The organism is Streptomyces sp. JLBG701, from assembly GCF_058544905.1.
On the sequence record NZ_CM178588.1, the window covers coordinates 7,818,975 to 7,842,879 of the forward strand.

Annotated in this window: 10 protein-coding genes; 5 read left to right on the forward strand and 5 right to left on the reverse strand. The window is 67.7% G+C overall.

What is annotated here, in order from left to right:
* Nucleotides 1-18 precede the first annotated feature (18 nt).
* From glgB to AC5DRG_RS36325, 5 genes are all read right to left on the reverse strand, one after another.
* On the reverse strand, nt 19-2,643 hold the full coding sequence (gene glgB / locus AC5DRG_RS36305) for a 1,4-alpha-glucan branching enzyme (protein WP_491803872.1): 2,625 nt from the start codon (nt 2,641-2,643) through the stop codon (nt 19-21).
* Between the two features lie 73 nt (nt 2,644-2,716).
* Nucleotides 2,717-4,111, reverse strand: coding sequence for a maltokinase N-terminal cap-like domain-containing protein (locus AC5DRG_RS36310; protein WP_491803873.1), 1,395 nt, complete (start codon nt 4,109-4,111; stop codon nt 2,717-2,719).
* Between the two features lie 102 nt (nt 4,112-4,213).
* The gene (gene treS / locus AC5DRG_RS36315) at nt 4,214-5,914 is read right to left on the reverse strand and encodes a maltose alpha-D-glucosyltransferase (RefSeq protein WP_491803875.1); all 1,701 of its coding nucleotides are present in this window, start codon (nt 5,912-5,914) and stop codon (nt 4,214-4,216) included.
* A complete protein-coding gene (locus AC5DRG_RS36320) occupies nt 5,911-8,130 on the reverse strand; it encodes an alpha-1,4-glucan--maltose-1-phosphate maltosyltransferase (protein ID WP_491803877.1) in 2,220 nt (739 codons plus the stop codon). Before AC5DRG_RS36320 ends, treS begins: the two co-directional genes overlap by 4 nt.
* 229 nt (nt 8,131-8,359) lie before the next feature.
* Nucleotides 8,360-9,562: a S8 family peptidase gene (locus AC5DRG_RS36325; protein ID WP_491803878.1), complete on the reverse strand. Its 1,203-nt coding sequence runs from the start codon at nt 9,560-9,562 to the stop codon at nt 8,360-8,362.
* 287 nt (nt 9,563-9,849) lie between these two features.
* Here AC5DRG_RS36325 and AC5DRG_RS36330 point away from each other — a divergent pair, with 287 nt between their 5' ends.
* The 5 genes from AC5DRG_RS36330 to AC5DRG_RS36350 all read left to right on the forward strand — a co-directional run bounded on the left by AC5DRG_RS36330 (nt 9,850) and on the right by AC5DRG_RS36350 (nt 23,779).
* On the forward strand, nt 9,850-12,468 hold the full coding sequence (locus AC5DRG_RS36330; RefSeq protein WP_491803879.1) for a glycosyltransferase family 1 protein: 2,619 nt from the start codon (nt 9,850-9,852) through the stop codon (nt 12,466-12,468).
* A 4-nt stretch (nt 12,469-12,472) separates the two neighbouring features.
* Nucleotides 12,473-12,796, forward strand: a complete 324-nt coding sequence (locus AC5DRG_RS36335) for a hypothetical protein (protein WP_491803880.1) — start codon at nt 12,473-12,475, stop codon at nt 12,794-12,796.
* A gap of 328 nt (nt 12,797-13,124) precedes the next feature.
* On the forward strand, nt 13,125-16,721 hold the full coding sequence (locus AC5DRG_RS36340) for a LamG-like jellyroll fold domain-containing protein (protein WP_491803881.1): 3,597 nt from the start codon (nt 13,125-13,127) through the stop codon (nt 16,719-16,721).
* A 168-nt stretch (nt 16,722-16,889) separates the two neighbouring features.
* Entirely contained in the window at nt 16,890-23,402 is a 6,513-nt protein-coding gene (locus AC5DRG_RS36345; RefSeq protein ID WP_491803882.1) for an RHS repeat-associated core domain-containing protein, read from the forward strand.
* Nucleotides 23,399-23,779, forward strand: coding sequence for a hypothetical protein (locus AC5DRG_RS36350; protein ID WP_491803883.1), 381 nt, complete (start codon nt 23,399-23,401; stop codon nt 23,777-23,779). Before AC5DRG_RS36345 ends, AC5DRG_RS36350 begins: the two co-directional genes overlap by 4 nt.
* Nucleotides 23,780-23,905 lie beyond the last annotated feature (126 nt).

The following is a 23,905-nucleotide window of genomic DNA, read 5'->3' on the forward strand; positions in this document are numbered from 1 at the left end:
GGCGGCGGGGGCGAGAAACTAAGCCGGTCGCAGCCACACCGTGGCCAACGGTGGCAGCGTCAGTTGGATGCTGGCCGGGCGGCCGTGCCAGGGGTGGGGCTCCGGTTTGACGGGGTCGGGGTTGGTGACGTCGCTGCCGCCGTACGCAGCTATGTCGGTGTTCAAGGTTTCGTGCCAGGCCGGGATGTCGTCCGGGGCGCCTAGGCGGTAGTCGTGGCGCACGACCGGGGAGAAGTTCGACACCGACAGGAGTGGGGTGCCGTCCGCGTCGAACCTCAAGAACGCGAAGACGTTGTCCTCCGCCGCGTCGCCCACGATCCACTGGAAGCCCGCCGGATCCGTGTCGCGTTGCCACAGCGCCGGGGTCGCGCGGTAGACGGTGTTGAGGTCGCGGACCAGGTCACGCACGCCCCGGTGGTCGGCTTCGGCGCCATACGCGGGGTCCAGGAGCCACCAGTCCGGGCCGTGGGTCTCCGACCACTCCGCGCCCTGGGCGAATTCCTGGCCCATGAAGAGGAGTTGTTTGCCGGGATGGGCCCACATGAAGGCCAGATACGCGCGGTGGGTGGCCCGCTGCTGCCACCAGTCACCCGGCATCTTCGACACCAATGACCGCTTGCCGTGGACCACTTCGTCGTGCGAGATCGGCAGCACGTAGTTCTCGCTGTAGGCGTACACCATGGAGAACGTCATCTCGTGGTGATGGAATTTGCGGTGAACGGGTTCGTGGGCGACGTAGTCGAGCGAGTCGTGCATCCAGCCCATGTTCCACTTCAGGCCGAAGCCGAGGCCGCCGAAGCCCCCCGGGCCAATGTGGTGCGTCGCGCGGGTCACCCCGTCCCAGGCCGTGGACTCCTCCGCGATCGTGACCACGCCCGGCGCCCGCCGGTACACCGTCGCGTTCATCTCCTGGAGGAACGCGACCGCGTCCAGGTTCTCGCGGCCACCGTGCTCGTTGGGGAGCCACTGCCCCGGTTCGCGTGAGTAGTCGAGGTAGAGCATGGAGGCGACGGCATCGACCCGCAGCCCGTCGATATGGAACTCCTCGCACCAGTAAACGGCGTTGGCGACAAGGAAGTTGCGGACCTCTCGGCGGCCGAAGTCGAACTCCAGGGTGCCCCAGTCGGGGTGGGCGGCCCGGAGCGGGTCCTCGTGTTCGTAGAGGGGACGTCCGTCGAACTCGGCCAACGCCCAGTCGTCGCGCGGGAAATGGGCGGGCACCCAGTCCATCAGCACGCCGATGCCGGCCTGATGCAAGGCGTCCACCAGGTACTTGAAGTCGTCCGGGGTGCCCATCCGTGCGGTCGGCGCGTAGAAGCCCGTCACCTGGTAGCCCCACGAGCCGCCGAAGGGGTGCTCGGCGACCGGCATCAACTCCACGTGGGTGAAGCCCAGGTCCTTTACGTACGCCGGTAGCTGTTCGGCGAGTTGACGGTACGTCAGTCCGGGTCGCCAGGACGCCAGATGGATCTCGTACACCGACAGGGGCGCCTCGTGCACCGGCGTGTCCCCGCGCCGCGCCAGCCACTCCGCGTCCCCGTCGCTCCACTCGTGGACCGAGACGTCCACGATCGACGACGTGTTCGGCGGGACCTCGGTACGGCGGGCCATCGGGTCCGCGCGCAGCGTCCTCGAACCGTCGGGCCGGGTGATCTCGAACTTGTACAGCTCGCCCACGCCGATACCGGGCACGAACAGCTCCCACACCCCGGAGGCACCGAGGGAGCGCATCGGGTAGCCCGTCCCGTCCCAGAAGTTGAAAGTGCCGGCCACCCGTACGCCCCGCGCGTTCGGCGCCCACACCGTGAAGCGCGTGCCGGTCACACCCGCGTGGGTCATCGGTTCGGCGCCGAGCGCCCGCCACAGCTGCTCGTGCCGGCCCTCGCCGATCAGGTGCAGGTCCAGGTCACCCAGCGCGGGCAGGAAACGGTACGCGTCCTCGACCTCCAGCTCGGCCCCCTCGTACGCCACGAGCAGCCGGTACTCCGGGACGTCCCGCAGCGGCAGCAGCGCGGTGAAGAACCCGTCGCCGTCGTTGTGCAGCTCGGCCCGCAGACTCCCGGCCACGACGGTCACGGACAGGGCGTACGGCCGGAAGGCCCGGAAGGCGATCCCGCCGGGCACCGGATGCGCGCCGAGCACGGAGTGCGGGGCGTGGTGGTCCCCGCGGAGCAGCCGCTCGCGGTCGCCGGCGTCGACGGCGGGGGAGATGACCGTGGGGGAGGGAGAGATGGCCGTAGGAGAGTCGGCTGCGGAGTCGACGGCCTCAGCGGAGTCGACGGGCGCAGCGGAGACGGCCGAGGGCTCGGGCACCCTCTCCAGCGCCACCTTGCCCACCGCCACCTTCTTGCCCGACCCCTTCTCGGCGGCAGAGGCCGGCTTCCTGACCGGAGCCTTCTTCGCCGCGATCTTCTTGGCACCGACTGCCTTGGCACCGACCTTCTTGGTGCCGACCTTCTTCGCGCCGGCCTTCTTGGCACTGACCTTCTTGGCACTGGACTTCTTCACGGCGGTCTTCTTCCCAGCTGCCTTCTTCGCCACGGTCTTCTTCGCGGCAGCCTCCTTCACACTCTTCCCAGCCAGCTCAGCAGCCTTCTTCTCGGCTGGATTCTTCGAACCGTCGGACGGGGGGCGGGGGATCACGGGCGAGGCCTCCTGGAAGAACTGGAAGAAGCTGGAGAACTTGAAGAACCGGAAGAAGGTGAGACCGGGGCGGTCAGTCGGACGTGGCGAGGCGACGTACCGCCGACATCGGGACCGGGAGCCAGTCGGGGCGGTGCCGGGCCTCGTAGACGACTTCGTAGATCGCCTTGTCCGTCTCGTAGGCCCGCAGCAGAACGGGGTCGGCGCGCGGATCACGGCCGCTGACCTCGGTGTACCCGGTGCAGTACGCGGCCCGGCAGGTGTGCGCCCAGCCAGGCACCGGGGGGTCGGCCGAGAGCGCCGCGTAGTCGAAGGAGCGGAGCATCCCCGCGATGTCCCGCACCGTCGGCTGCGGCAGCCGGCGCTCGGCCAGCGGCTTGGCCGGCTCGCCCTCGAAGTCGATCAGCGACCATTCCCCGGACGCGGAACGCAGGCACTGCCCGAGATGCAGATCCCCGTGGATGCGTTGCGCGATCCACGTACGGCCCTCCGCCGCCAGGTCGGCCAGCGCCTCGAAGGCGGAGCGCAGCCCCGGCGCGTAGGGGCGCAGCGCCGGTACCGCCTGGGCGGCCGCGTCGAGCCGCTCGACCATGCCGTCGACGAGCAGCTCCAGCTGGGCGTGGCCCAGGGTCACCGTGGGCAGGGCCCGGGCCAGCGCCAGGTGGACCTCGGCCGTGGCCCGCCCCAGCGCCCGTGCCTCGGCGCCGAAGTCCTCGCCCTTGGCCAGTTCCCGCAGCGCCAGCTCCCAGCCGTCCGCCGCGCCCTGCACGAACGGCTGGAGCACGCCCAGGACGTACGGCTCACCGTCCAGCTCGGCCCGCATCCACGCCGCCGGCGCGGGCACCCGCGGGCAGCCCTCCCGGGCCAGCGCCAGCGGTAGCTCCAGGTCGGGATTGGTGCCGGGCACGATCCTGCGCAGCAGCTTCAGGATGAACGTATCTCCGTAGACGACCGACGAGTTCGACTGCTCGGTCGTCACCAGCCGCGGGACGAGTCCGGAACGTATCTCCTGGTGCGGGTCCCGTTCGAAGCGCAGCCCGCCGATGCGGGCCCGGGTGCGCAGCGCCTCCAGGAGCACCTCGGCGGGCCGGGTGTCGTACAGGGCGTCGTACACCGTCCGTCCGGCGAGTGGCCCTTCCTGCACATGTCCGATCAGCGCGGGCGCCAGCCGGGGTGGCAGCGCCTCGCGCACGCCTATGAGCAGCTGGTAGCAGTCGCCCGGGTGGGCGGACGAGCCGCCCAGTGCGAGCGGCTGATGAGCGCGCACGAGGAGATGGTGCAGGCCCACCTTTCCGTCGGCCGGGAGCAGTTCCGTGGCCGCGACCAGCGTGAACCCGGTGACCGGACGCCCCTTGCCCGCGAACCAGCGCTGCCGGGGCAGCCACTCCCGCAGCAACGGATCCAGGGACGCGAGGAGGCCGGGACTGCCGGGGCTTGTCGTGGCGGTACGGCTGACGGCTTCCGACATGGCGTCGCGTCCTTTCCCCGGGCGATGGTCGGGGGTGTCACTGTTGCGTGCCCCGGGCGGGGCGGGGGAAACCGGCCCGCCCGGGTTGAGCGGGACGACGGCCTACTGGGCGTCCTTGCGGAGCCGGAACCAGTAGAAGCCGTGGCCCGCGAGGGTGAGGAGGTAGGGGAGCTCGCCGATGGCCGGGAAGCGGACTCCGCCGATGAGCTCTACGGGATGGCGCCCGGCGTAGGCGCGTAGATCGAGTTCGGTGGGCTGGGCGAAACGGGAGAAGTTGTGGACGCACAGGACCAGGTCGTCCTGGTATTCGCGGAGGAAGGCGATGACCGCGGGGTTGGAGGAGGGCAGTTCGGTGTAAGAGCCGAGTCCGAAGGCCGGATTCTGCTTCCGGATCTCGATCATCCGCCGGGTCCAGTGCAGAAGCGAGGCCGGCGACGACATCGAGGCCTCGACGTTGGCGACCTGGTAGCCGTAGACGGGGTCCATGATGGTCGGCAGGTACAGGCGGCCGGGGTCACACGACGAAAAACCTGCGTTTCGATCCGGTGTCCACTGCATCGGCGTGCGTACGGCGTCGCGGTCGCCGAGCCAGATGTTGTCGCCCATGCCGATCTCGTCGCCGTAGTAGAGGATCGGCGAGCCGGGCAGTGACAGCAGCAGGGCCGTGAACAGCTCGATCTGGTTGCGGTCGTTGTCCAGCAGGGGTGCCAGCCGCCGCCTGATCCCGATGTTGGCGCGCATCCGCGGGTCCTTGGCGTACTCGGCCCACATGTAGTCGCGTTCCTCGTCGGTGACCATTTCGAGGGTCAGCTCGTCGTGGTTGCGCAGGAAGATGCCCCACTGGCAGTGCGAGGGGATGGCCGGGGTCTTGGCGAGGATCTCCGAGACCGGGTAGCGCGACTCCCTCCGCACCGCCATGAAGATCCGCGGCATGACCGGGAAGTGGAAGGCCATGTGGCATTCGTCGCCGCCGGAGGCGTAGTCGCCGAAGTAGTCGACGACGTCCTCGGGCCACTGGTTCGCCTCCGCCAGCAGCACCGTGTCCGGGTAGTGGGCGTCGATCTCCTTGCGCACCCGCTTCAGGAACTCGTGCGTGGCGGGCAGGTTCTCGCAGTTCGTGCCCTCCTCCTGGTAGAGGTACGGCACCGCGTCCAGCCGGAAGCCGTCGATACCCAGGTCCAGCCAAAACCGCAGCGCGGAGACGATCTCCTCCTGCACGGCCGGGTTCTCGTAGTTCAGATCCGGCTGGTGGGAGAAGAACCGGTGCCAGTAGTACTGCTTGCGCACCGGGTCGAAGGTCCAGTTGGAGGCCTCGGTGTCGACGAAGATGATCCGCGCGTCCTGGAACTGGTCGTCCTTGTCGGCCCAGACGTAGTAATCGCCGTACGGGCCTTCGGGGTTGGCGCGGGACTCCTGGAACCACGGGTGCTGGTCGCTGGTGTGGTTCATCACGAAGTCGATGATCACGCGCATGCCGCGCTGGTGGGCGGCGTCGACGAACTCGACGAAGTCGGCGAGGTCACCGAACTCCGGCAGGACGGCGGTGTAGTCCGAGACGTCGTAACCGCCGTCCCGGAGCGGTGACTTGAAGAAGGGCGGCAGCCAGAGGCAGTCGACACCGAGCCATTGCAGGTAGTCGAGTTTGGCGGTGAGGCCCTTCAGGTCGCCGACGCCGTCGCCGTTGCTGTCCTGGAAGGAGCGCACGAGGACTTCGTAGAAGACGGCTCGTTTGAACCAATCCGGATTCCGGTCCTTGGCAGGCGTGTCCTCGAAGGTGTCCGGGACGGGCTCGTTGACGATCATATTGTGGGTGACCCTCCGATCTGCGGGGTGGACGGTCGCAGGACGGTGAGGATGTGCGCGGGCCTGGTGCCCGGTTCGAGGCGCACATAGTTGGCCCTGCCCCAGTGATAGGTCTCGCCGGTGAGCTCGTCGCGCACCGGCACCGACTCGTGCCAATCCAGGCCGAGTTGCGGCATGTCCAACGAGACCGTCGCCTCCTGGGTGTGGTGAGGGTCGAGGTTGGCGACCACCAGAACCGTGTTCGATCCCCTCCGCTTCGAATACGCGATCACCGCTTCCTGGTCCGCGTGGTGGAAGTGGAGATCACGCAACTGCCGCAGGGCCGGGCTGCGGCGCCGGATCGCGTTCAGCGTGCCTATCAATGGCGCGATGCTACGTCCATCTCGTTCGGCGGACTCCCAGTCGCGGGGGCGGAGTTGGTACTTCTCCGAGTCGAGGTACTCCTCGCTGCCCGCCCGCAGTGGCGTGTTCTCGCACAGCTCGTAGCCCGAGTACACGCCCCAGGTCGGGGAGAGCGTCGCGGCCAGCACCGCGCGCAGCTCGAAGGCCGGGCGGCCGCCGTCCTGGAGGAAGGCGTGCAGGATGTCGGGGGTGTTGACGAAGAAGTTCGGGCGCATGTAGGCGGCCGTCTCGCCCGACAGCTCGGTGAGGTATTCGGTGAGCTCCTGCTTGGTGTTGCGCCAGGTGTAGTAGGTGTACGACTGCTGGAAGCCGACCTGCGCCAGGGTGCGCATCATCGCCGGGCGGGTGAAGGCCTCGGCGAGGAAGATGACGTCGGGGTCGGTGCGGTTGATGTCCGCGATGACCCGCTCCCAGAACGCGACCGGCTTGGTGTGCGGGTTGTCGACGCGGAAGATCCGCACGCCGTGTGCCATCCAGTGGCGCAGCACGCGCAGGGTCTCGGCGATCAGTCCGTCAAGGTCCCGGTCGAAGGCGATCGGGTAGATGTCCTGGTACTTCTTGGGCGGGTTCTCCGCGTAGGCGATCGTCCCGTCGCTGCGGTGATGGAACCACTCCGGGTGCTTGTCGACCCACGGATGATCGGGTGAGCACTGCAGCGCGAAGTCCAGCGCCACCTCCAGGCCCAGGCCGGCGGCCTGGCGTACGAAGTGGTCGAAGTCCTCGATGGTGCCCAGCCGCGGGTGGATGGCGTCGTGCCCGCCCTCGGGGGAGCCGATCGCCCACGGCACCCCGACGTCCTGCGCGGTGGCGGACAGGGTGTTGTTGGGGCCCTTGCGGAAGGTGGTCCCGATGGGATGGATGGGCGGCAGGTAGACGACGTCGAAGCCCATCGCGGCGATCGCCGGCAACCTGCGGGCGGCGGTGCGGAACGTGCCGTGCGGCACCTCCGCAGTCCCCTCCGAGCGGGGGAAGAACTCGTACCAGGACCCGAACAACGCCCGCTCCCGCTCCACCAGCAGCGGCAACGGCTCGGAGGCGGTCACCAGCTCCCGCAACGGATGCCGCGCCAGCACCGCATCCACATCCGGAGTGAGGGCGGCAGCGAGCCGGGAGGCGGGCGGGCGGGTCTCGTCCCGCAGGGCCGCGACGGCGGCGAGCAGCGTCTTGCGCCGGCCCCCGCCCTTGGGCACCGCGGCGGCGGCGCGTTCGTACAGCCGCGCGCCCTCCTCCAGCACCAAGTCCGTGTCGATACCGGCCGGGATCTTGATGTGCGCGTGGTGCCGCCAGGTGGAGACGGGATCGCTCCAGGCCTCCACGGTGTACGACCAGAGCCCGGGCCGCCCGGCGCTGACCTCGGCACCCCAGCGGTCGGTGCCGGGGGCCAGTTCGCGCATCGGGGTCCACGGGCCGGGGCGGCCCTCCGGATCTTTCAGTACGGCATTGGCGGCGACGGCGTCATGTCCCTCGCGGAACACGGTCGCCGTGACCTGGAACGTCTCGCCGACCACCGCCTTGGCCGGCCTGCGCCCGTGCTGGACCATCGGGCCGACGTCGAGGACGGGTATGCGCCCGACGACGGTCTTGATCTCGGCGTCCGTCGCGGTATCGGCTGTGGTGCCGGTCGCTTCGTCCGCGGGCGCGGAGGGTTTCTCCTGGACCGGAGCCGGAGCCGGAGCCGGAGCCGGAGCCGGAGCCGGAGCCGGAGCTTGGGCCGGGTCCGGGGCCGGGGTCCGTGGCGCGACGCCCACCGGGGGTACGGGGGGCGCGTCGGTGCGGGGTGTCGGGGGTGCTGACGAGTGGTGCGTGGCGGGCATGACCGCTCCTGTCCGCGTCAACGAGGGTGTGGGCGGATGGGTGGTGGGGAGGTGGGTCCTGCGAGGATGCTGCTGTGGCGTGACTGTGAGGTGTACCGGAGGAGCCTTCCCACCCTATTCGGGTAGGCAATCCGGCACGTTGTTAACTACTCACGCGTATGTCTACACACGACCGGCCCCGTCCGTGATGAACGGGGCCGGTGCAGCCACTCTGCCACTAGGACCTGCCCTACGCGCCAGGTACCTGGAGAAGTTTGTTCGGAGAGCCGAGTCCCTTCCCGGTGACTCTCCCGGACACCGTCTCCGCGACCAGCGCCTTCGAGACCTGCGCCGGTGTGGCCTTCGGATGGTCGGCCAGATAGAGCGCGGCCGCGCCTGCCGCGTGCGGCGACGCCATCGACGTACCGGAGTAGGTCGCTTTTGCGGTGTCGCTCGCGTACGACGCCGAGGTGATGGACACGCCCGGGGCGAACAGGTCGAGGGCCGAGCCGTAGTTCGAGAAGCTCGCCTTCGCGTCGTTCGTGCCGGTCGCGCCGACCGTGATGGCCTCCTTCACGTCCGCGGGGGAGTAGAGCGAGGCCGGCAGCCCGTCGTTGCCCGCCGCGACCGTGTAGGTCACGCCGGACTTGATCGAGTTGCGTACGGCGGCGTCGAGCTGGGCGTTGTGGATGCCGCCGAGGCTGAGATTGGCGACCGCGGGTTTCCTGGCGTGCCTGGTGACCCAGTCGATGCCGGCGATGACCTGGGCCGTTGTGCCCGCCCCGGCGTTGTCGAGCACCCGCACGGCGACGACCTTGGCCTGTTTCGCGACGCCGTAGGTCTTGCCGGCGATGGTGCCGGCGACATGCGTGCCGTGGCCGTTCCCGTCAGTCGCGGTCTTGTCGTTGCCGACGAAGTCCCAGCCGTAACTGGCCCGCCCGCCGAAGTCCTTGTGCGTGATCCGGATGCCGGTGTCGATCACGTACACCGTCGCCCCGGCGCCCGCGGACTCCGGCCAGGTGTACGACTTGTCCAGCGGAAGCTTCGGCTGGTCGATCCGGTCGAGCCCCCAGCTCGGCGGGTTCTTCTGGCTGTGGTCCACGGTCACGCGCATGTCCTGGACGACCGAGGCGACGCGGGAGTCAGCCGCGAGCAGCCGAGCTTGTCTCTCGTTGGCCTTCACGGCATAGCCGTTCAGGACCGTGCCGTACGTGTGGCTTATTTTCGCTCCGTACTTCTCGGCCAGCCCTTTACCGGCCGCCGACGGAGCCGTCGTATCCCCCTTGAGCGTCACCAGATAACTGCCGCTGACGGCGCCGGGTTCTCCGGCGCCGAATATCCGTCCTTCCGGTGCGGCGTGCGCGGGCAGGGCGATGGCCGAAAGCGCGGCGGCACAGCTCACCGCGGTCAGACCCCCCGCCCAGCGCAGACGCCGTGTTCGCGTCCGTGCCATGTCGAGTTCCCCTCCTCAACTCCACAAGCAGCCTCTCGTGCGGGCTGAAGCACCACAAGGAGGCCTACGGGGTGGGAATCGGCCATATCGGTCATGGGGTGCGTGTGAAATTTGCGTGGATTTAACTCAGCCCGTCCGGCGTTTGAGGACAAGGCCCGTTGAGGGTCGAGGCGGGGGCCTGGGGGCGGCAGCCCCCAGCGAGGCCCACAAAAACACCGGTACCTTCGTAGGCGACGACAAGACGTACACCGGCGTGCGTCAGCGCAGCGACCCCGTCGAGGTGGAATGTGAAGGCGATCCGTCGATTCACCGTCCGTCCCGTTCTCCCCGAACCCCTCCGGCCGCTCAGCGATCTCGCACGTAACTTGCGCTGGTCCTGGCACGCGGAGACCCGTGACCTCTTCCAGTCCGTCGACCCGGAACACTGGGCGGCCTCGGACGGCGACCCCGTACGCTTCCTGGGCAGCGTGTCCACCGACCGGCTGGCCGAGCTGGCCGCGGACGACACCTTCCTGGGCCGCCTCTCCGCGGTCACCGAAGACCTGCACGCCTACGTGACCGGCGACCGCTGGTACCAGACCCAGACCGCCGAACTCCCCGCCGCCGTTGCCTACTTCTCCCCGGAGTTCGGCGTCACGGCGGCCCTGCCCCAGTACTCCGGCGGCCTCGGCATCCTCGCCGGCGACCACCTGAAGGCGGCCAGTGACCTGGGCGTCCCGCTCATCGGCGTGGGACTCCTGTACCGCCACGGCTACTTCCGCCAGTCCCTCTCCCGGGACGGCTGGCAGCAGGAGCACTATCCCGTCCTCGACCCCAACGAACTCCCGGTCACCTTCCTCAAGGAGCCCGACGGCACCCCGGCCCAGGTCTCCCTGGCCCTGCCCGGCGGCAAGTCGCTGCACGCGAGGATCTGGCTGGCCCAGGTCGGCCGGGTCCCGCTCCTGATGCTCGACTCGGACGTGGAGGAGAACGACCTCGGCGAACGCGGAGTGACCGACCGCCTCTACGGCGGCGGCAGCGAACACCGCCTGCTCCAGGAGATGTTGCTGGGCATAGGAGGAGTACGTGCTGTCCGGACGCACTGTCGCCTGACCGGCCACCCGGCCCCCGAGGTCTTCCACACCAACGAGGGCCATGCGGGCTTCCTCGGCCTGGAGCGCATCGCCGAACTCTGCGCCGACGGCCTGGACTTCGATTCGGGCCTGGAAGCGGTCCGCGCGGGGACGGTCTTCACGACCCACACCCCCGTCCCGGCCGGCATCGACCGCTTCGACCGCGAGTTGGTCGCCCGCCACTTCGGCCCAGACGCCGAACTCCCGCGCATAGATGTGGAACGCGTCCTCCGCCTGGGCATGGAGACCTACCCGGGCGGCGAGCCGAACCTCTTCAACATGGCGGTGATGGGCCTGCGCCTGGGCCAACGGGCCAACGGCGTATCCCTGTTGCACGGCCAGGTCAGCCGGGAGATGTTCTCGGGCCTGTGGCCGGGCTTCGACCCGGAGGAAGTCCCCATCACCTCCGTCACGAACGGTGTCCACGCCCCCACCTGGGTGGCCCCGGAGGTCTTCCGCCTCGGCGCCCGCCAGATCGGCGCCCAGCGCACCGAGGACGCGCTGACCGTGGGCGCCTCGGACCGCTGGGACGCGGTGGCGGAGATCCCGGACCAGGACATCTGGGAGCTGCGGCGCAACCTGCGCGAGCAGCTGGTCGTAGAGGTACGGGAACGCCTGCGGGCCTCCTGGCGCCAACGCGGCGCGGGTACGGCGGAGTTGGGCTGGATCGACGGTGTCCTCGACCCCGACGTCCTGACGATCGGATTCGCGCGCAGGGTCCCGTCGTACAAACGCCTGACGCTGATGCTGCGCGACCGGGACCGTCTGATGGACCTCCTGCTCCACCCCGACCGCCCGATCCAGATCGTGGTGGCCGGCAAGGCGCACCCGGCGGACGACGGCGGAAAGCGCCTGGTCCAGGAGCTGGTCCGGTTCGCGGACGACCCGCGCGTCCGCCACCGCATCGTCTTCCTCCCGGACTACGGCATGGCGATGGCGCAGAAGCTGTACCCGGGCTGCGATATCTGGCTGAACAACCCCCTACGCCCGTTGGAGGCCTGCGGTACGTCGGGCATGAAGGCGGCGTTGAACGGCTGCCTCAACCTCTCCGTCCTGGACGGCTGGTGGGACGAGTGGTTCCAGCCCGACTTCGGCTGGGCGATCCCCACGGCGGACGGCACAGGCACCGACCCCGACCACCGGGACGACATAGAGGCAAACGCTCTCTACGACCTCCTGGAACAGCGGGTGACCCCCCGCTTCTACGAACACGGCCAGGAAGGCCTCCCCGACCGCTGGATCCAAATGGTCCGCCAGACCATCACCCTCCTCGGCCCGAAACTCCTGGCAGGCCGCATGGTCCGCGAGTACGTGGAACGCCTCTACGCCCCCGCGGCCCACGCTCACCGAGCCATGACCCCGGACACGGCAAGGGAGTTGGCGGCCTGGAAAGCCCGGGTCCGCGCATCCTGGCACGCCGTGACGGTGGACCACGTCGAAACATCGGCGGCGACGGCGACGGCGGAACTGGGCACAACCCTCAACCTCCGCGTCCGCGTGGGCCTGGCGGACTTGGGCCCGGACGACGTAGAGGTCCAGGCGGTCTCGGGCCGAGTCGACGCGAACGACAGCATCGCGTCCGCGACAACGGTCCCCCTGAAACCGGCGGGCGGCCCGGACGGCGACGGACGCTGGGTATACGAGGGCCCACTCTCCCTGGACCGCACGGGCCCCTTCGGCTACACCGTCCGCATCCTCCCGACCCACCGACTACTGGCCTCCGGCGCGGAGTTGGGCCTGGTGACGGTGCCGTCGGAGGAGCTGGTGGAGGCGGCGGGGGTGTTGATGAGGTGAGAGCTTGTTCCTCAGCAAGAAGGGCGCCACGCAGCTGGTACTGATGGTCTGCGGGGCGTGGCTGCTCGGCGGCGCGGCCGTGGCCGTTGTGGCGGTGCTGTACGCGCCGCTACCTGACGGGGCCGCTGCCGTCGCCGGGCTCGTCCTCGGCACGGCTGCGGCGAGATTCCTCACCGGCCGGCCGGATCTGAGTCGCCGATTCACCCTTCGCAAACGCGCCGGCCGCTGGGTTCCGAGCGTCGACTGGGACCTCGTTCTGCTGGTCTTCGGCGTCGTGACGGTGTGGGTGGCGGCGCTTGTGGGGGCGGTTGTGGCGGAGTCGGTGTAGCGCGGAGGCGGCTGGAGTGCTGTTCACCTGTTATTTGCGCGGCATCATTTGGGTGTTCGCTTCACTCCGAGATTTGTCAGCCCTTTAAATGGCCCTTTCTCTGTAGTTGAGGATGTAAAACTCCACCATGTGACCCAGGTCACTCTTGCGCTTCTGTGTATCCACCTGGTTACGATCCGCCCCATCTTTGCGATGCTTGTGTGATGCATGGGGTGGGGCTGTGAAATTGCAACGGGGGAAAGGGATTCCGTCTGCCTGGAATCTCTCGGCGCGTCGTACGACCGCAAGACTTCTGGCGTGGGCACTACTCGCCGGCGGGGTGGTTTTGGTGAACGCTCCGGCTGTTCATGCCGATACGTCGGCCACCCAGACACCGTCCGAGCAAGCTGCGGCGTCGGGCGAGCCGGTCGAGGTGACGGCTGAGCGCACCGAATACACGCAGACCTTTGCGAACCCGGACGGGACGTACACGCTGAAGCAGGCGACGTCACCGCAGCGGGCCAAGGACGCCTCGGGTGAGTGGCACGACATCGACACGACGCTTGAGCGCAGGGCCGATGGCACGATCGGGCCTCGCTACGCCGCGTTGGACGCGTCGTTCTCTGCCGGTGGTGATCAGGAAATGGTTCGCCTGGGACAGGATCAGCGAACGTTGTCGGTGCGGTGGCCCGGCGATCTTCCCGAGCCGTCGCTGGACGGGTCGACAGCCACGTACGCGGAAGTTTTGCCCGGGGTGGATCTGCAGCTCACCGCGATGCCGGACGGATACCGCGAGGTCCTGCGGGTCAAGACGGCGGAGGCCGCACAGAACCAGGCTCTAGAGCAGTTGCGGTTCGCCGTGGCGGGCGAGGGTGTGTCGGTGATCGCGGGGTCCGGCGGCGGGCTGCGGGCGGTCGACGCGGACGGCAATGCGGTGTTCACGGGGCCGGCGGGGCAGATGTGGGATTCCGCCGGCGACGAGAGCGGGGTCCAGTCTCAGATGCTGTCAGGCTCCGAGGCGTCCGCTGGCGTTGATGCGGCGGCTGCGGATGGTGATGTGCCCGTGCAGCCGGGCGACGGCGACGCCTCGGCCACCCTTCCCGTACAGGTCGGCGACGACAGTATCGCCGTCGCCCCCGACTTGAGCCTGCTGCGCGGAGACAGCACGGTGTATCCGGTCTACATCGACCCGTCGGTGGGGCTTTCGCGCTCGGAACGGACGGTGCTGTCCTCCGACGGCGACAAGTTCTACCAGTTCTCGGGCGACTACGGGGTGGGGCGCTGTGCGACCGCGGACGGTTACCCGTGCGGTGACAGTTACGACAACAACTACGTGAACCGCATGTACTTCGAGTTCAGCCCCGCGGCTCTGGCCGGAAAGCATGTTCTGAATGCCACGTTCCGCGCCTATGAGACGTGGTCTTTCACCTGCAATCCTTATACGGTCAAACTGGAGCGCACCGGAAACATCACCGAGGGAACCCGATGGCCTGGCCCGGCGATCGGGAACGTCATGGATTCCGTGAAGGTGTCAGCCGGTCGAGGGGATGCCTGTAGTCCTTCCCAGCCTGACTCCTGGGTTGAGTTCAACGGCAGTCTGACGAAGAACGTGCAGGATTTCGCCGACGGTAAGTTCCCCCGGCTCACGCTGATGCTGCGTGCCCTCGACGAAAGCGAACCGCGCGCCTGGAAGCGCTTCGACGACAACGCCGTGATCACCGTGGACTATGTGCCGGATCCCGGTGTGCCGATCAACGTGGGTGTCATCCCGGGCGTGGCAGGTGTGAACGCACACGGTTACTGCCAGCCGGCGAGCGACCCGCTGGCCGTCACGGTGGACCAGCCCACGGTCCGTGCCCGAGTCGAAACAGAGGTCTCGCCGGGAACCAACGACAGTAAGGGCCAGCTGAAGGTCAACTACCGCATTGCGCGCCAGCTTGCGGACGGTACATGGGAGGAGATCTGGGCGGACGACGCCCCAGACGGCTACGTCCCGGACGGCACGCTGCTGGACAAGCAGACGACGAAGCGCACGGACGGCACCGCCTACCGCTACCGGGCGCGCACGCAGTCCCACTGGTCGTACAACAACGACACCGGTGACTTGTACTCCTCGTTCTCGCCGTGGTGCTACTTCGTCATCGACTCCACCGCACCCAAGGCCCCGACGATCGAGCCGAAGGATCCCGTCAACGGTTCGCCGTACGTGGAGTGCCTGGAGGTCTGCATTGACAAGGGCGGCCCGGGTGTTGCCGGCACCTTTGTGTTCAAGCCCAACAGCGCGGACTCGGACATCAGTAAATACCAGTGGACACTGACCGGTCCGAACGGCCAGGTCGGAGGCACGCACACCATCACGGCGAACTCCGATCACACGGCCGAGGTCAACAACGTCACACCCACTCTGGGCGGCACGCACCACCTGAAGGTGTGGCCCATCGACGTGCGGGCGCGGACGGGTACGCCCGAAACGTTCGACTTCAAGGTGAGTCTGCCGCCGGGGCCGGTCGGCCGCTGGCACTTCGACGACGGCGATCCCGGTTCCGGGGTGACTACGGCCAAGGACAGCGCGGCCGACGACCCGCAGCACAATCCTTCCGCTGACACACACGACTTGACGATGCACGACGGCGCGGGCTTCTCCACCATGGCTCGGCGAGGGGGCGAGGACACCTCGCTCTGGATGGACAGCAGCAACCCCGCCTCGCAGCAGGCGTACGCCGATTCGGCCATGCCGGTGGTGGGCACCGCGGACTCGTTCACCGTCTCGGCCTGGGTCTACCTCACGGATGCTTCGTCGAGCCGCATGATCCTGACCGCGCCCGGCACTCAGGCCCAGGCATTCGCGCTGTACTACTCCTCGTCCTCGAAGTCCTACGTGTTCCACTACACGGCCACGGACTCGGCCACACCGGTCTTCGTCAGGTCCGCTGCGTCCGCCACCGATCCGCCGCTGCGGGTGTGGACGCATCTCGCAGGTGTTTTCACCGCTGCCAAGGATGGGAGCGGCAATCGGACGCCGCACGACGACACCATCCAGTTGTTCGTGAACGGTCGCGCCCAGGGTGAGCCGGTGAACCTGTATGCCGCCGCTCCCAGTTACGTTCCCTGGGAGGCGGGGCAGGGCTTGCAGGTGGGGCGCGCGATCGTGCGGGGCGCCGCCGGGCAGTACTTCCGTGGCCGCATCGACGAAGTCGCCGTATGGCAGGACGCGTTGTCCGCGGACGCGGTCGCCAAGGAGGCACAGGCGAGCGAGAACAACGCGCCAAGTGTTGAGCTGATGGCCGACTGGAATGCGGAGACCTCGTCGGGAACGTCGGTTAGCCAGTCTTCGGACTACCCGATCGGCGCCATGGCGTTGTCATCAGGAGCGAGCCTGGACGAGGAGTCCAGCACGCTGGTGTTGAACGGGAGTGGCGGCTACGCGTCGGTGACCGGGCCGACGATCGACGAGACGGGCTCCTTCAGCGTCTCGGCCCAGGCCCAGATCAATCCGGACGTGCTCAACACCAAACCCGACGGCTACCAGGCGCAGATCGCCGGCCAGAACGGAAGCGGGGGAGCCTCCTGGGCCCTCGTCGTGAGGAAGCTTGGCACGGACGCCTACTTGTGGAAGTTTCTACGCACCACGTCCTCCGGCACCACCGGGGCCACGGCTGATGTGACGAACCTGTCCGAACTGGCTGACAAGAGTTCCCCGGTGACGCTGACCGGTGTGTACGACGCACAGGACCAGGGCGGCCGTATGCACCTGTACGTGGGTGCCACGCCGGTGGACGACGGTGACAACAACGCCGCTACGACGCCCCAGCAGGGCACCGGAAGCCTGACCATGGGCGGCGCCTCCGACACCAGTTTCTTCGCGGGAGGGCTGAGCCGCCTGCGGATCTGGACCGGAGCGATGTCCTTCGACGATGTCCGCTCGCGAATCATCTCCGCCGATTGATCAAATCCTGGTGGGCGAGGGCCGGCAGGTTCCTCGCCCACCAGGCGCATCCGAACGTTCAGCAGCGCCCAGCCTGGCTGCACTCCTGATCTCGTCGGTCGTGCACGAGCACGTCCTCCCACTTCCTGCCCCGCCGGGGGCTCTTGATGGAGCTAGGACATGAGACCCATGCCGCCGTTCCGCCGCCGCACCGCCACCACGGTCCAAACCCGCCGACGCGGTCGGATAGCCGTCACCGTCGCCTTCGCCCTCCTGCCCGGCTTGCTCAGTCCGCTGACCGCCATGGCCCAGGGGACCGAGCCGTTGGGCCGTCCCCAAGATCCCAAGCAGGTCTCGGTCAAGACGGTTCCGTTGAAGCCGAAGCAGACGGCGACCTCCCGCCTGATCGCCCGTCAGGAAGCCGCCAACAAGAAGGCTGCTGACCGGGCGCTGCGCGACCAGGACACAACGGTTGCTTGGCCTGCCCCTGCGACCATCACCCTCACCACTCCCTCCGTCGGAACGGCCAAGGCCACCGCCGGATCCTTGCCCCTCTCCCTTTCTGCTCCCGCTGTGAAGACGGCCAGGGCTAAGAAGGCTGCGCAGTCGGTCAAGGTGTCCGTGCTGAGCCGGAAGCAGACAAAGGCCCTTGGAATCAAGGGCGTTGCTCTGACCGTCACAGCCCCGCGGACCGGCGGGACAGCCGACCTCGCCGTCGACTACTCGTCCTTCGCTGGCGCCTACAGCGGAGACTGGGCCGGACGCCTCCAGGTCCTGCGCCTGCCCGACTGCGCCCTCGCACGGCCCGGCAAGGCCTCATGCCGCAGCACGACGCCGCTGACCTACAGCAACGACCGCGGCAGCCAGAAACTCCAAGCCCAACTCGCCTTCAGCACCGCTGAGTCGGCGACGGCCGACGGCCAGACCATGGTGCTCGCGCTCGCGGCAGGAACCCAGTCGGGCGGCGGTGACTACAAGGCCACCCCGCTGTCGGCTTCCTCCACCTGGCAGGCAGGTGGCTCCTCGGGCACCTTCACCTGGAACTACCCGCTCAAGGCCCCTCCGGCCGCCGCCGGCCCCAGTCCCAGCCTGGCCATCTCCTATGACTCCGGCAGTGTGGACGGCCGTACAGCCAACACCAACAACCAGGGCAGCCAGATCGGCGAGGGCTTCGATCTGACCTCGTCCTACATCGAGCGCAAGTACGGCTCCTGCGATGACGACGGCCAAGACGGCAAGTACGACCAGTGCTGGAAGTACGACAACGCCTCGCTCGTCCTCAACGGCAAGGCCACCGAGCTGGTCAAGGACGACACCAGCGGAACCTGGCGCCTCAAGGACGACGACGCCTCCCTCGTCACTCACTCCACCGGTGCCGACAATGGCGATGACGGCGACACCGTCTCCGGCGGCAAGGGGGACGGCAAGGGCGAGTACTGGACCGTCATCACCGGCGACGGAACCAAGTACGCATTCGGTCTCAACAAGCTTGACGGCGCGGGCAGCGAACGCACCAACAGTGTCTGGACCGTTCCCGTCTTCGGCGACGACGACGGCGAACCCGGCTACAGCAGCGGCACCTCGCTCAGCGGACGTGCCAAGGACCAGGCATGGCGCTGGAACCTCGACTATGTCGAGGACACCCACAACAACGCCATGAGCTACTGGTACACCGCCGAAACCAACAATTACGACACACTCGGCGACGACAGCACGGGCACGTCGTACACCCGTGGCGGTTACCTCTCCAAGATCCTCTACGGCCAGCGGGCCGGCGCCTTGTTCTCCGGGACCCCCGCTGCCTCCGACAAGGTCACGTTCACCTACGACGAGCGCTGCACTCGCACCGCCACCGAATGCGAGTCGCTGACCGAGAGCACCAGCCCCCGCTGGCCCGATGTGCCTTTCGACGCCATCTGTAAGGACGGCGACAAGTGCACCGGGAACGTCGGCCCCAGCTTCTTCACCCGCAAACGCCTGACCGGCGTCCACACCTACGCCTGGAACGCGGCCCTCACCCCGAGCGCCGACTTCCAGCCCGTCGACTCCTGGACGCTGACGCAGACCTATGTCGACCCTGGTGAGATCGGAGATTCTGGGGACCAGTCGCTGTGGCTGCAGTCCATCCAGCACACCGGCGAACACGGCACAGCGCTGTCGACGGACCCCATCACCTTCACTTACGAGTTCCTCGCCAACCGGGTCGATGGCGAGTCCGACAACATCCTGCCCCTGGCAAAGCCGCGCCTGACAGGCATCACAACCGAGACCGGTGCGAAGACCGCCGTCACGTATGCAGCCGCGGACTGCGTCGCAGGTGGGACGAGGCCTCGCCCGGACCAGAACACCGGCACGTGCTATCCCGTGTACTGGCGCCCGAACGGGGGCGATGTGGACCCCACCCTGGATTGGTTCCAGAAGTACCCCGTCACCGTCGTCAACACCACCGACGAGACGGGCGCCTCCGGCACCATCACCGACGCCTACCAGTACGCCGGCGGCGGTGCCTGGCACTACAACGACGACCCCATGACCCCGGAGAAGGAGCGCACATGGTCCATATGGCGCGGCTTCTCGAAGGTCACCCACCTGACCGGCCCCAGCGACGGCACCCAGAGCAAGACCGTGACCGTCTACATGCGGGGCATGAACGGTGACCGCCTGCTGAAGTCGGACGGCACGACGCTGGACCCGGACACCCGCAGAAGCGCCCAGGCCACTGGAATCAAGGCAACCGCGATCGCCGATGCCGACCAGTACGCCGGCTTCACCAGGGAGACCGTCACCTACAACGGTGCCGCCGAAGTCTCCGGCACCGTCAACGATCCCTGGTCTCGCAAGACCGCGACGCAGCACAAGTCCTACGCGGACACAGAGGCGTACTACGTCCGCACCGGTGCCACCCACGCCCGTACCAACGTCACCAGCAGTGCCACGGCCGTCGACCGGACCCGGACGACCGTGACGACGTACGACGACTACGGCAAGCCGCAGACCGTGGAGGACAAGGGCGACGACGCGGTGTCCGGTGACGAGACCTGCACCCGCACCTGGTACGCCCGCAACCTCTCCGCGGGCCTGACCGCCCTCGCCTCGCGTACCCGCACCACCGCCAAGCCCTGCGCCACCGCCGACAGTGCACTCGACCTGCCGGCCGATTCCACCGCCGCGGGCGACGTCATCTCCGACATCGCCACCACCTACGACGCGGCCACAGCCTGGACCGCCGGCCAGACGCCCACCAAGGGCGAGCCCAAGTGGACCGGCCGCGCCAGCGGTTACGACAGCAGTGATCAGCCGAGTTGGCAGAAGCTGGGCATCACGACGTTCGACACCCTCGGTAGGCCGCTGGTCCTCACGGACACGAACGACGCGCTGGTCAGCAAGACCGTCTACAACCCGGTGGACGCCGGCCCCCTCACAGGCACGACGGTCGGCAACGCCAAGACCTACAACACCGTCACGGTCGTCGACTTCGCCACGGGTGCCGCCACCAAGGTGACCGACCCCAACTCGAAGATCACGGAGACGACGTACGACAGCCTCGGACGCCTCACACAGGTATGGCTCCCCAACCGGCTGCGTATCGCGGGCGCCACACCGAACTACACGTACGCCTACCACGTGTCGAGGGACAGCGCCTGGGTCTCGACGAGCACTCTGACGCCGACGGCATCGGGATACACCACGAGTTACACGATCTACGACTCGCTGCTGCGAGCCAGGGAAACCCAGTCCCCGTCCCCGTCGGGCGGCCGCCTCGTCAACCTGACCCAGTACGACACCCGTGGCCTGGTCAGCTCCACGCTGTCGGACATCTGGGACGCGAACAACGCACCGTCAGGCACCGGGGCGACCGTCGAGGGTGGCCAGGCCCCTATGCAGGTGGACACGACGTACGACGGTGCGGCCCGCCCGGTCACCAGTGAGACCAAGGTGCAGGGGGTCCACCGCTGGACGACCACCACGAAGTACCAGGGCGACCGGGTCATCCAGACGGCCCCCGTCGGCGGCCAGGCGACATCAACCCTGACCAACGCGCTGGGCCAGACGACCGAGAGCCGCGAATACGCCGACCCTGACGGCACAGGCTCCTACAACCACACGCGCTACACCTACACACCTGCCGGACAGCAGAAGACGATTACGGCCCACGACAACAGCGTCTGGTCCTACGTCTACGACCTCTTCGGCCGCCAGACCAGCGCCACCGACCCGGACAAGGGCACCGGCACGACCCACTACACCAGCCTTGACCAGGTCGAGTGGACCACGGACGCGGAAGACCGCAAGCTCATCTACCAGTACGACGAGCTCAGCCGTAAGACCGACATGTGGCAGGCCGACAAGACCGTCGCCGCGAACAAGCTGGCCCACTGGGACTACGACCAGGTGGCAAAGGGCCAGCAGGACACCGCCACGCGCTACGTCGGCGGAACGAGCGGGACGGCGTACGTCAAGAAGGTCACGAAGTTCGACGGCTTCTACAACGCCACTGCCACCTCGCTGACCCTCCCGGCGAGCGATGCCCTGGTCACGGCCGGCGTTCCGCAGACACTGAACTTCACCGCCACCTACAACGCGGCCAACCAACTCTCTGCCATCGGTGACCCGGCTGTCGCAGGTCTCGCCTCGGAGGGCATCACCAACACCTTCGACACCCTGGGCAATCCGAAGACCGTCAACGGCACAACCGGCTACCTCCTGGGCGCCGCCTATTCCGAACTCGGCGACCTGACGATGCTCACGGTGGGCATGGACTCCACCAGCTCAGCGAAGAAGGCGTACCTCAACTACCGCTACGAGAACGGCACCCGCCGCCTGACCCGGTCGTACGTCACCGACGACACCCACGGCTACATGCCGCAGGACCTCACCTTCACCCAGGACGACGCGGGCAACGTCACCTCCATCAGCGACGCCAGCACCCTCGGCGGCACGAGCCAGGCCGACAACCAGTGCTTCGCCTACGACGGTTACAGCCGCCTGACCGAAGCGTGGACCCCCAAGACGGCCGACTGCTCCAGCACCGGACGCACTACGGCCAACCTCGGCGGTGCTGCCTCCTACTGGACCTCGTACGGCTACACCACGTCCGGCCAGCGCAGCTCCGAGACGCAGAACCTGGCCAGCGGCAACCAGACGACGAGTTACGCCTACGGAACCTCGACGGGCCAGCCCCACCCGCTGGACCACACGACCGGCGCCAAGACCACTTCGTACGTCTACGACGACACCGGCAACACGATCAACCGTCCCGGCGCCACCGCCACCCAAACCCTCGGCTGGAACAGCGAAGACAAGCTGGCCAGCCTGGCCGAGGGCACCAAGAAGACCGACTACCTCTACGACGCCGACGGCACGCTCCTGATCCGCCGCGCGACGGGCGACGGTGACACGGTCCTCTACCTCGGCGACACGGAGGTCCGCCTCACGGTCAAGGGCACGACGAAGACCCTGACGGGCACGCGTTACTACGCGGCCGGCGGCCAGACCATCGCCGTCCGCACGGCCACGGCAGGCACGAGCACCACCAAACTCGCCTTCCTCGCGACGGACCCCCACGGCACCGCAAGCGTGGCCCTCGACGCGACGACGTGGGCGATCACCAAGCGCTACACGACACCCTTCGGCGCCCCCCGGGGCACAACCCCGACCACCTGGCCCGACGACAAACGCTTCCTCGGCAAACCCGCCGACGAGTCAACGGGCCTGACACACATCGGCGCCCGCGAATACGACCCGGCAATCGGCCAGTTCATCAGCGTCGACCCGGTGCTCGCTCCCGCTCAGCACCAGACTCTCAACGGCTACAGCTACGCCGCAAACACCCCGGTCACTTCCAGTGACCCCACGGGGCTGTGGCTTGACGACGGAACGGGCCACAACGAACCACGCCCCGGCGGAGGTGGCGGTGGCCAGAGTCCGACTCCTGGTGTCCCCCGCGGCGGAACTGGCTCCGACGGCTGTTACTACCAGTGCCCTTCTGCCGACCAGGGCACGGCCAGCGGTGGCGACTCAGACGACGGCGGCCTCTTGGGTTTGCTGTCGGACACTGTGGACACCGCGCTGAACTACGGCTCCGTAATCTTCTCGGAGCCCGAGATCTGGTGGGGCGCCGCGGAAACCGCCGGAAGCATGGTCCTCATGGGCATGGGCGGAGATGCCATCGTTGGTGGCGGAGCGCTCTGTATCGCAACCGGCCTGGGCTGCGTCGTCGGCGTACCCGCCGCCGCGGGCGGCGTCGCCCTGGTCGGAGTCGGCATAGCCGGCACGGCCGACGGCATCGGACGGATTAGCGACGGGCTGGGTAAAGCACTCAGAGAAGCCAGCAGTGAATCCTCCGGCTCCTCAAGTGGCTCGAGAACCTTTACCTCAGACGATCCGCTCGTAGGTGATGTGGCTAATGCCATTGAGGCGAAGTATCCTGGCCTCGTTGACGACGTCAATGTCCCGGTCAGCCGCGCAGATGGGTCCACGCTGACCGACTTCGATATTGAGCTCCAGAATGCTGTTATTCAGGTGAAAGCGGGTCCCGGAAAGGGGGCCGGAGCTCAGGTGACGCGGACTCAGGAGGGGACGAGTAAGCCCGTGATTGTTTACGGTCCAAAGCTGCGGCCAAGTGTCATAAAGGAAGTTAATAATCGAGGAGCAATTGGCGTCACTTCGCTGGATGATCTCCTCTCCGTGGTGGCACCGTGAAATCTCTGATCGTGTGTGCGCCAAGCGGTGTGACCATCGAGAAAATTCGCGACCAATTGCTCTTTTCGGGAATCGGAGTGGAGTATCAGGGTGATCGGGTCACTGTCTCCCATGAAGGGTCCCTTGCATGGATTGAACCAGATTTGGAAGGCGAGCTCGCCCGAGAGTATGAGTCGGATGAACTTGTCCTCATTGAAAGGCTCATTGGGAACTGGAACGGATTCGTCATCGACTATCGGGCCATAGAAGTAGCGGACGTCGTCGTGGTTGCGATGTGCGAAAAGTGGCCATGCGTGGTGGACGATGAGGACACATTCTTGGGGCGCGGCATCGACTATCTCGAACACCGCCGTGAAGAGGGTCGCGACCCTCATTGATCCGTATCTGCTCACGCCGACTCGTGGTTCAGGTGGACGAGCCCTTCGATAGAGCCCGGACGGTCCTGCAAGGCGGGGCCGAGGGCGGGAGTGGCGGTCAGCAACAGCACTTCGGCCGCCGGGTGT

What these genes read in the sequence shown, in the direction of transcription:
- AC5DRG_RS36310 (WP_491803873.1), bottom strand. Translation starts at nt 4,111, where the DNA reads ATGTCGGAAGCCGTCAGCCGTACCGCCACGACAAGCCCCGGCAGTCCC.
- AC5DRG_RS36320 (WP_491803877.1), bottom strand. Translation starts at nt 8,130, where the DNA reads ATGCCCGCCACGCACCACTCGTCAGCACCCCCGACACCCCGCACCGAC.
- treS (WP_491803875.1), bottom strand. Translation starts at nt 5,914, where the DNA reads ATGATCGTCAACGAGCCCGTCCCGGACACCTTCGAGGACACGCCTGCC.
- AC5DRG_RS36345 (WP_491803882.1), top strand. Translation starts at nt 16,890, where the DNA reads ATGCCGCCGTTCCGCCGCCGCACCGCCACCACGGTCCAAACCCGCCGA.
- AC5DRG_RS36325 (WP_491803878.1), bottom strand. Translation starts at nt 9,562, where the DNA reads ATGGCACGGACGCGAACACGGCGTCTGCGCTGGGCGGGGGGTCTGACC.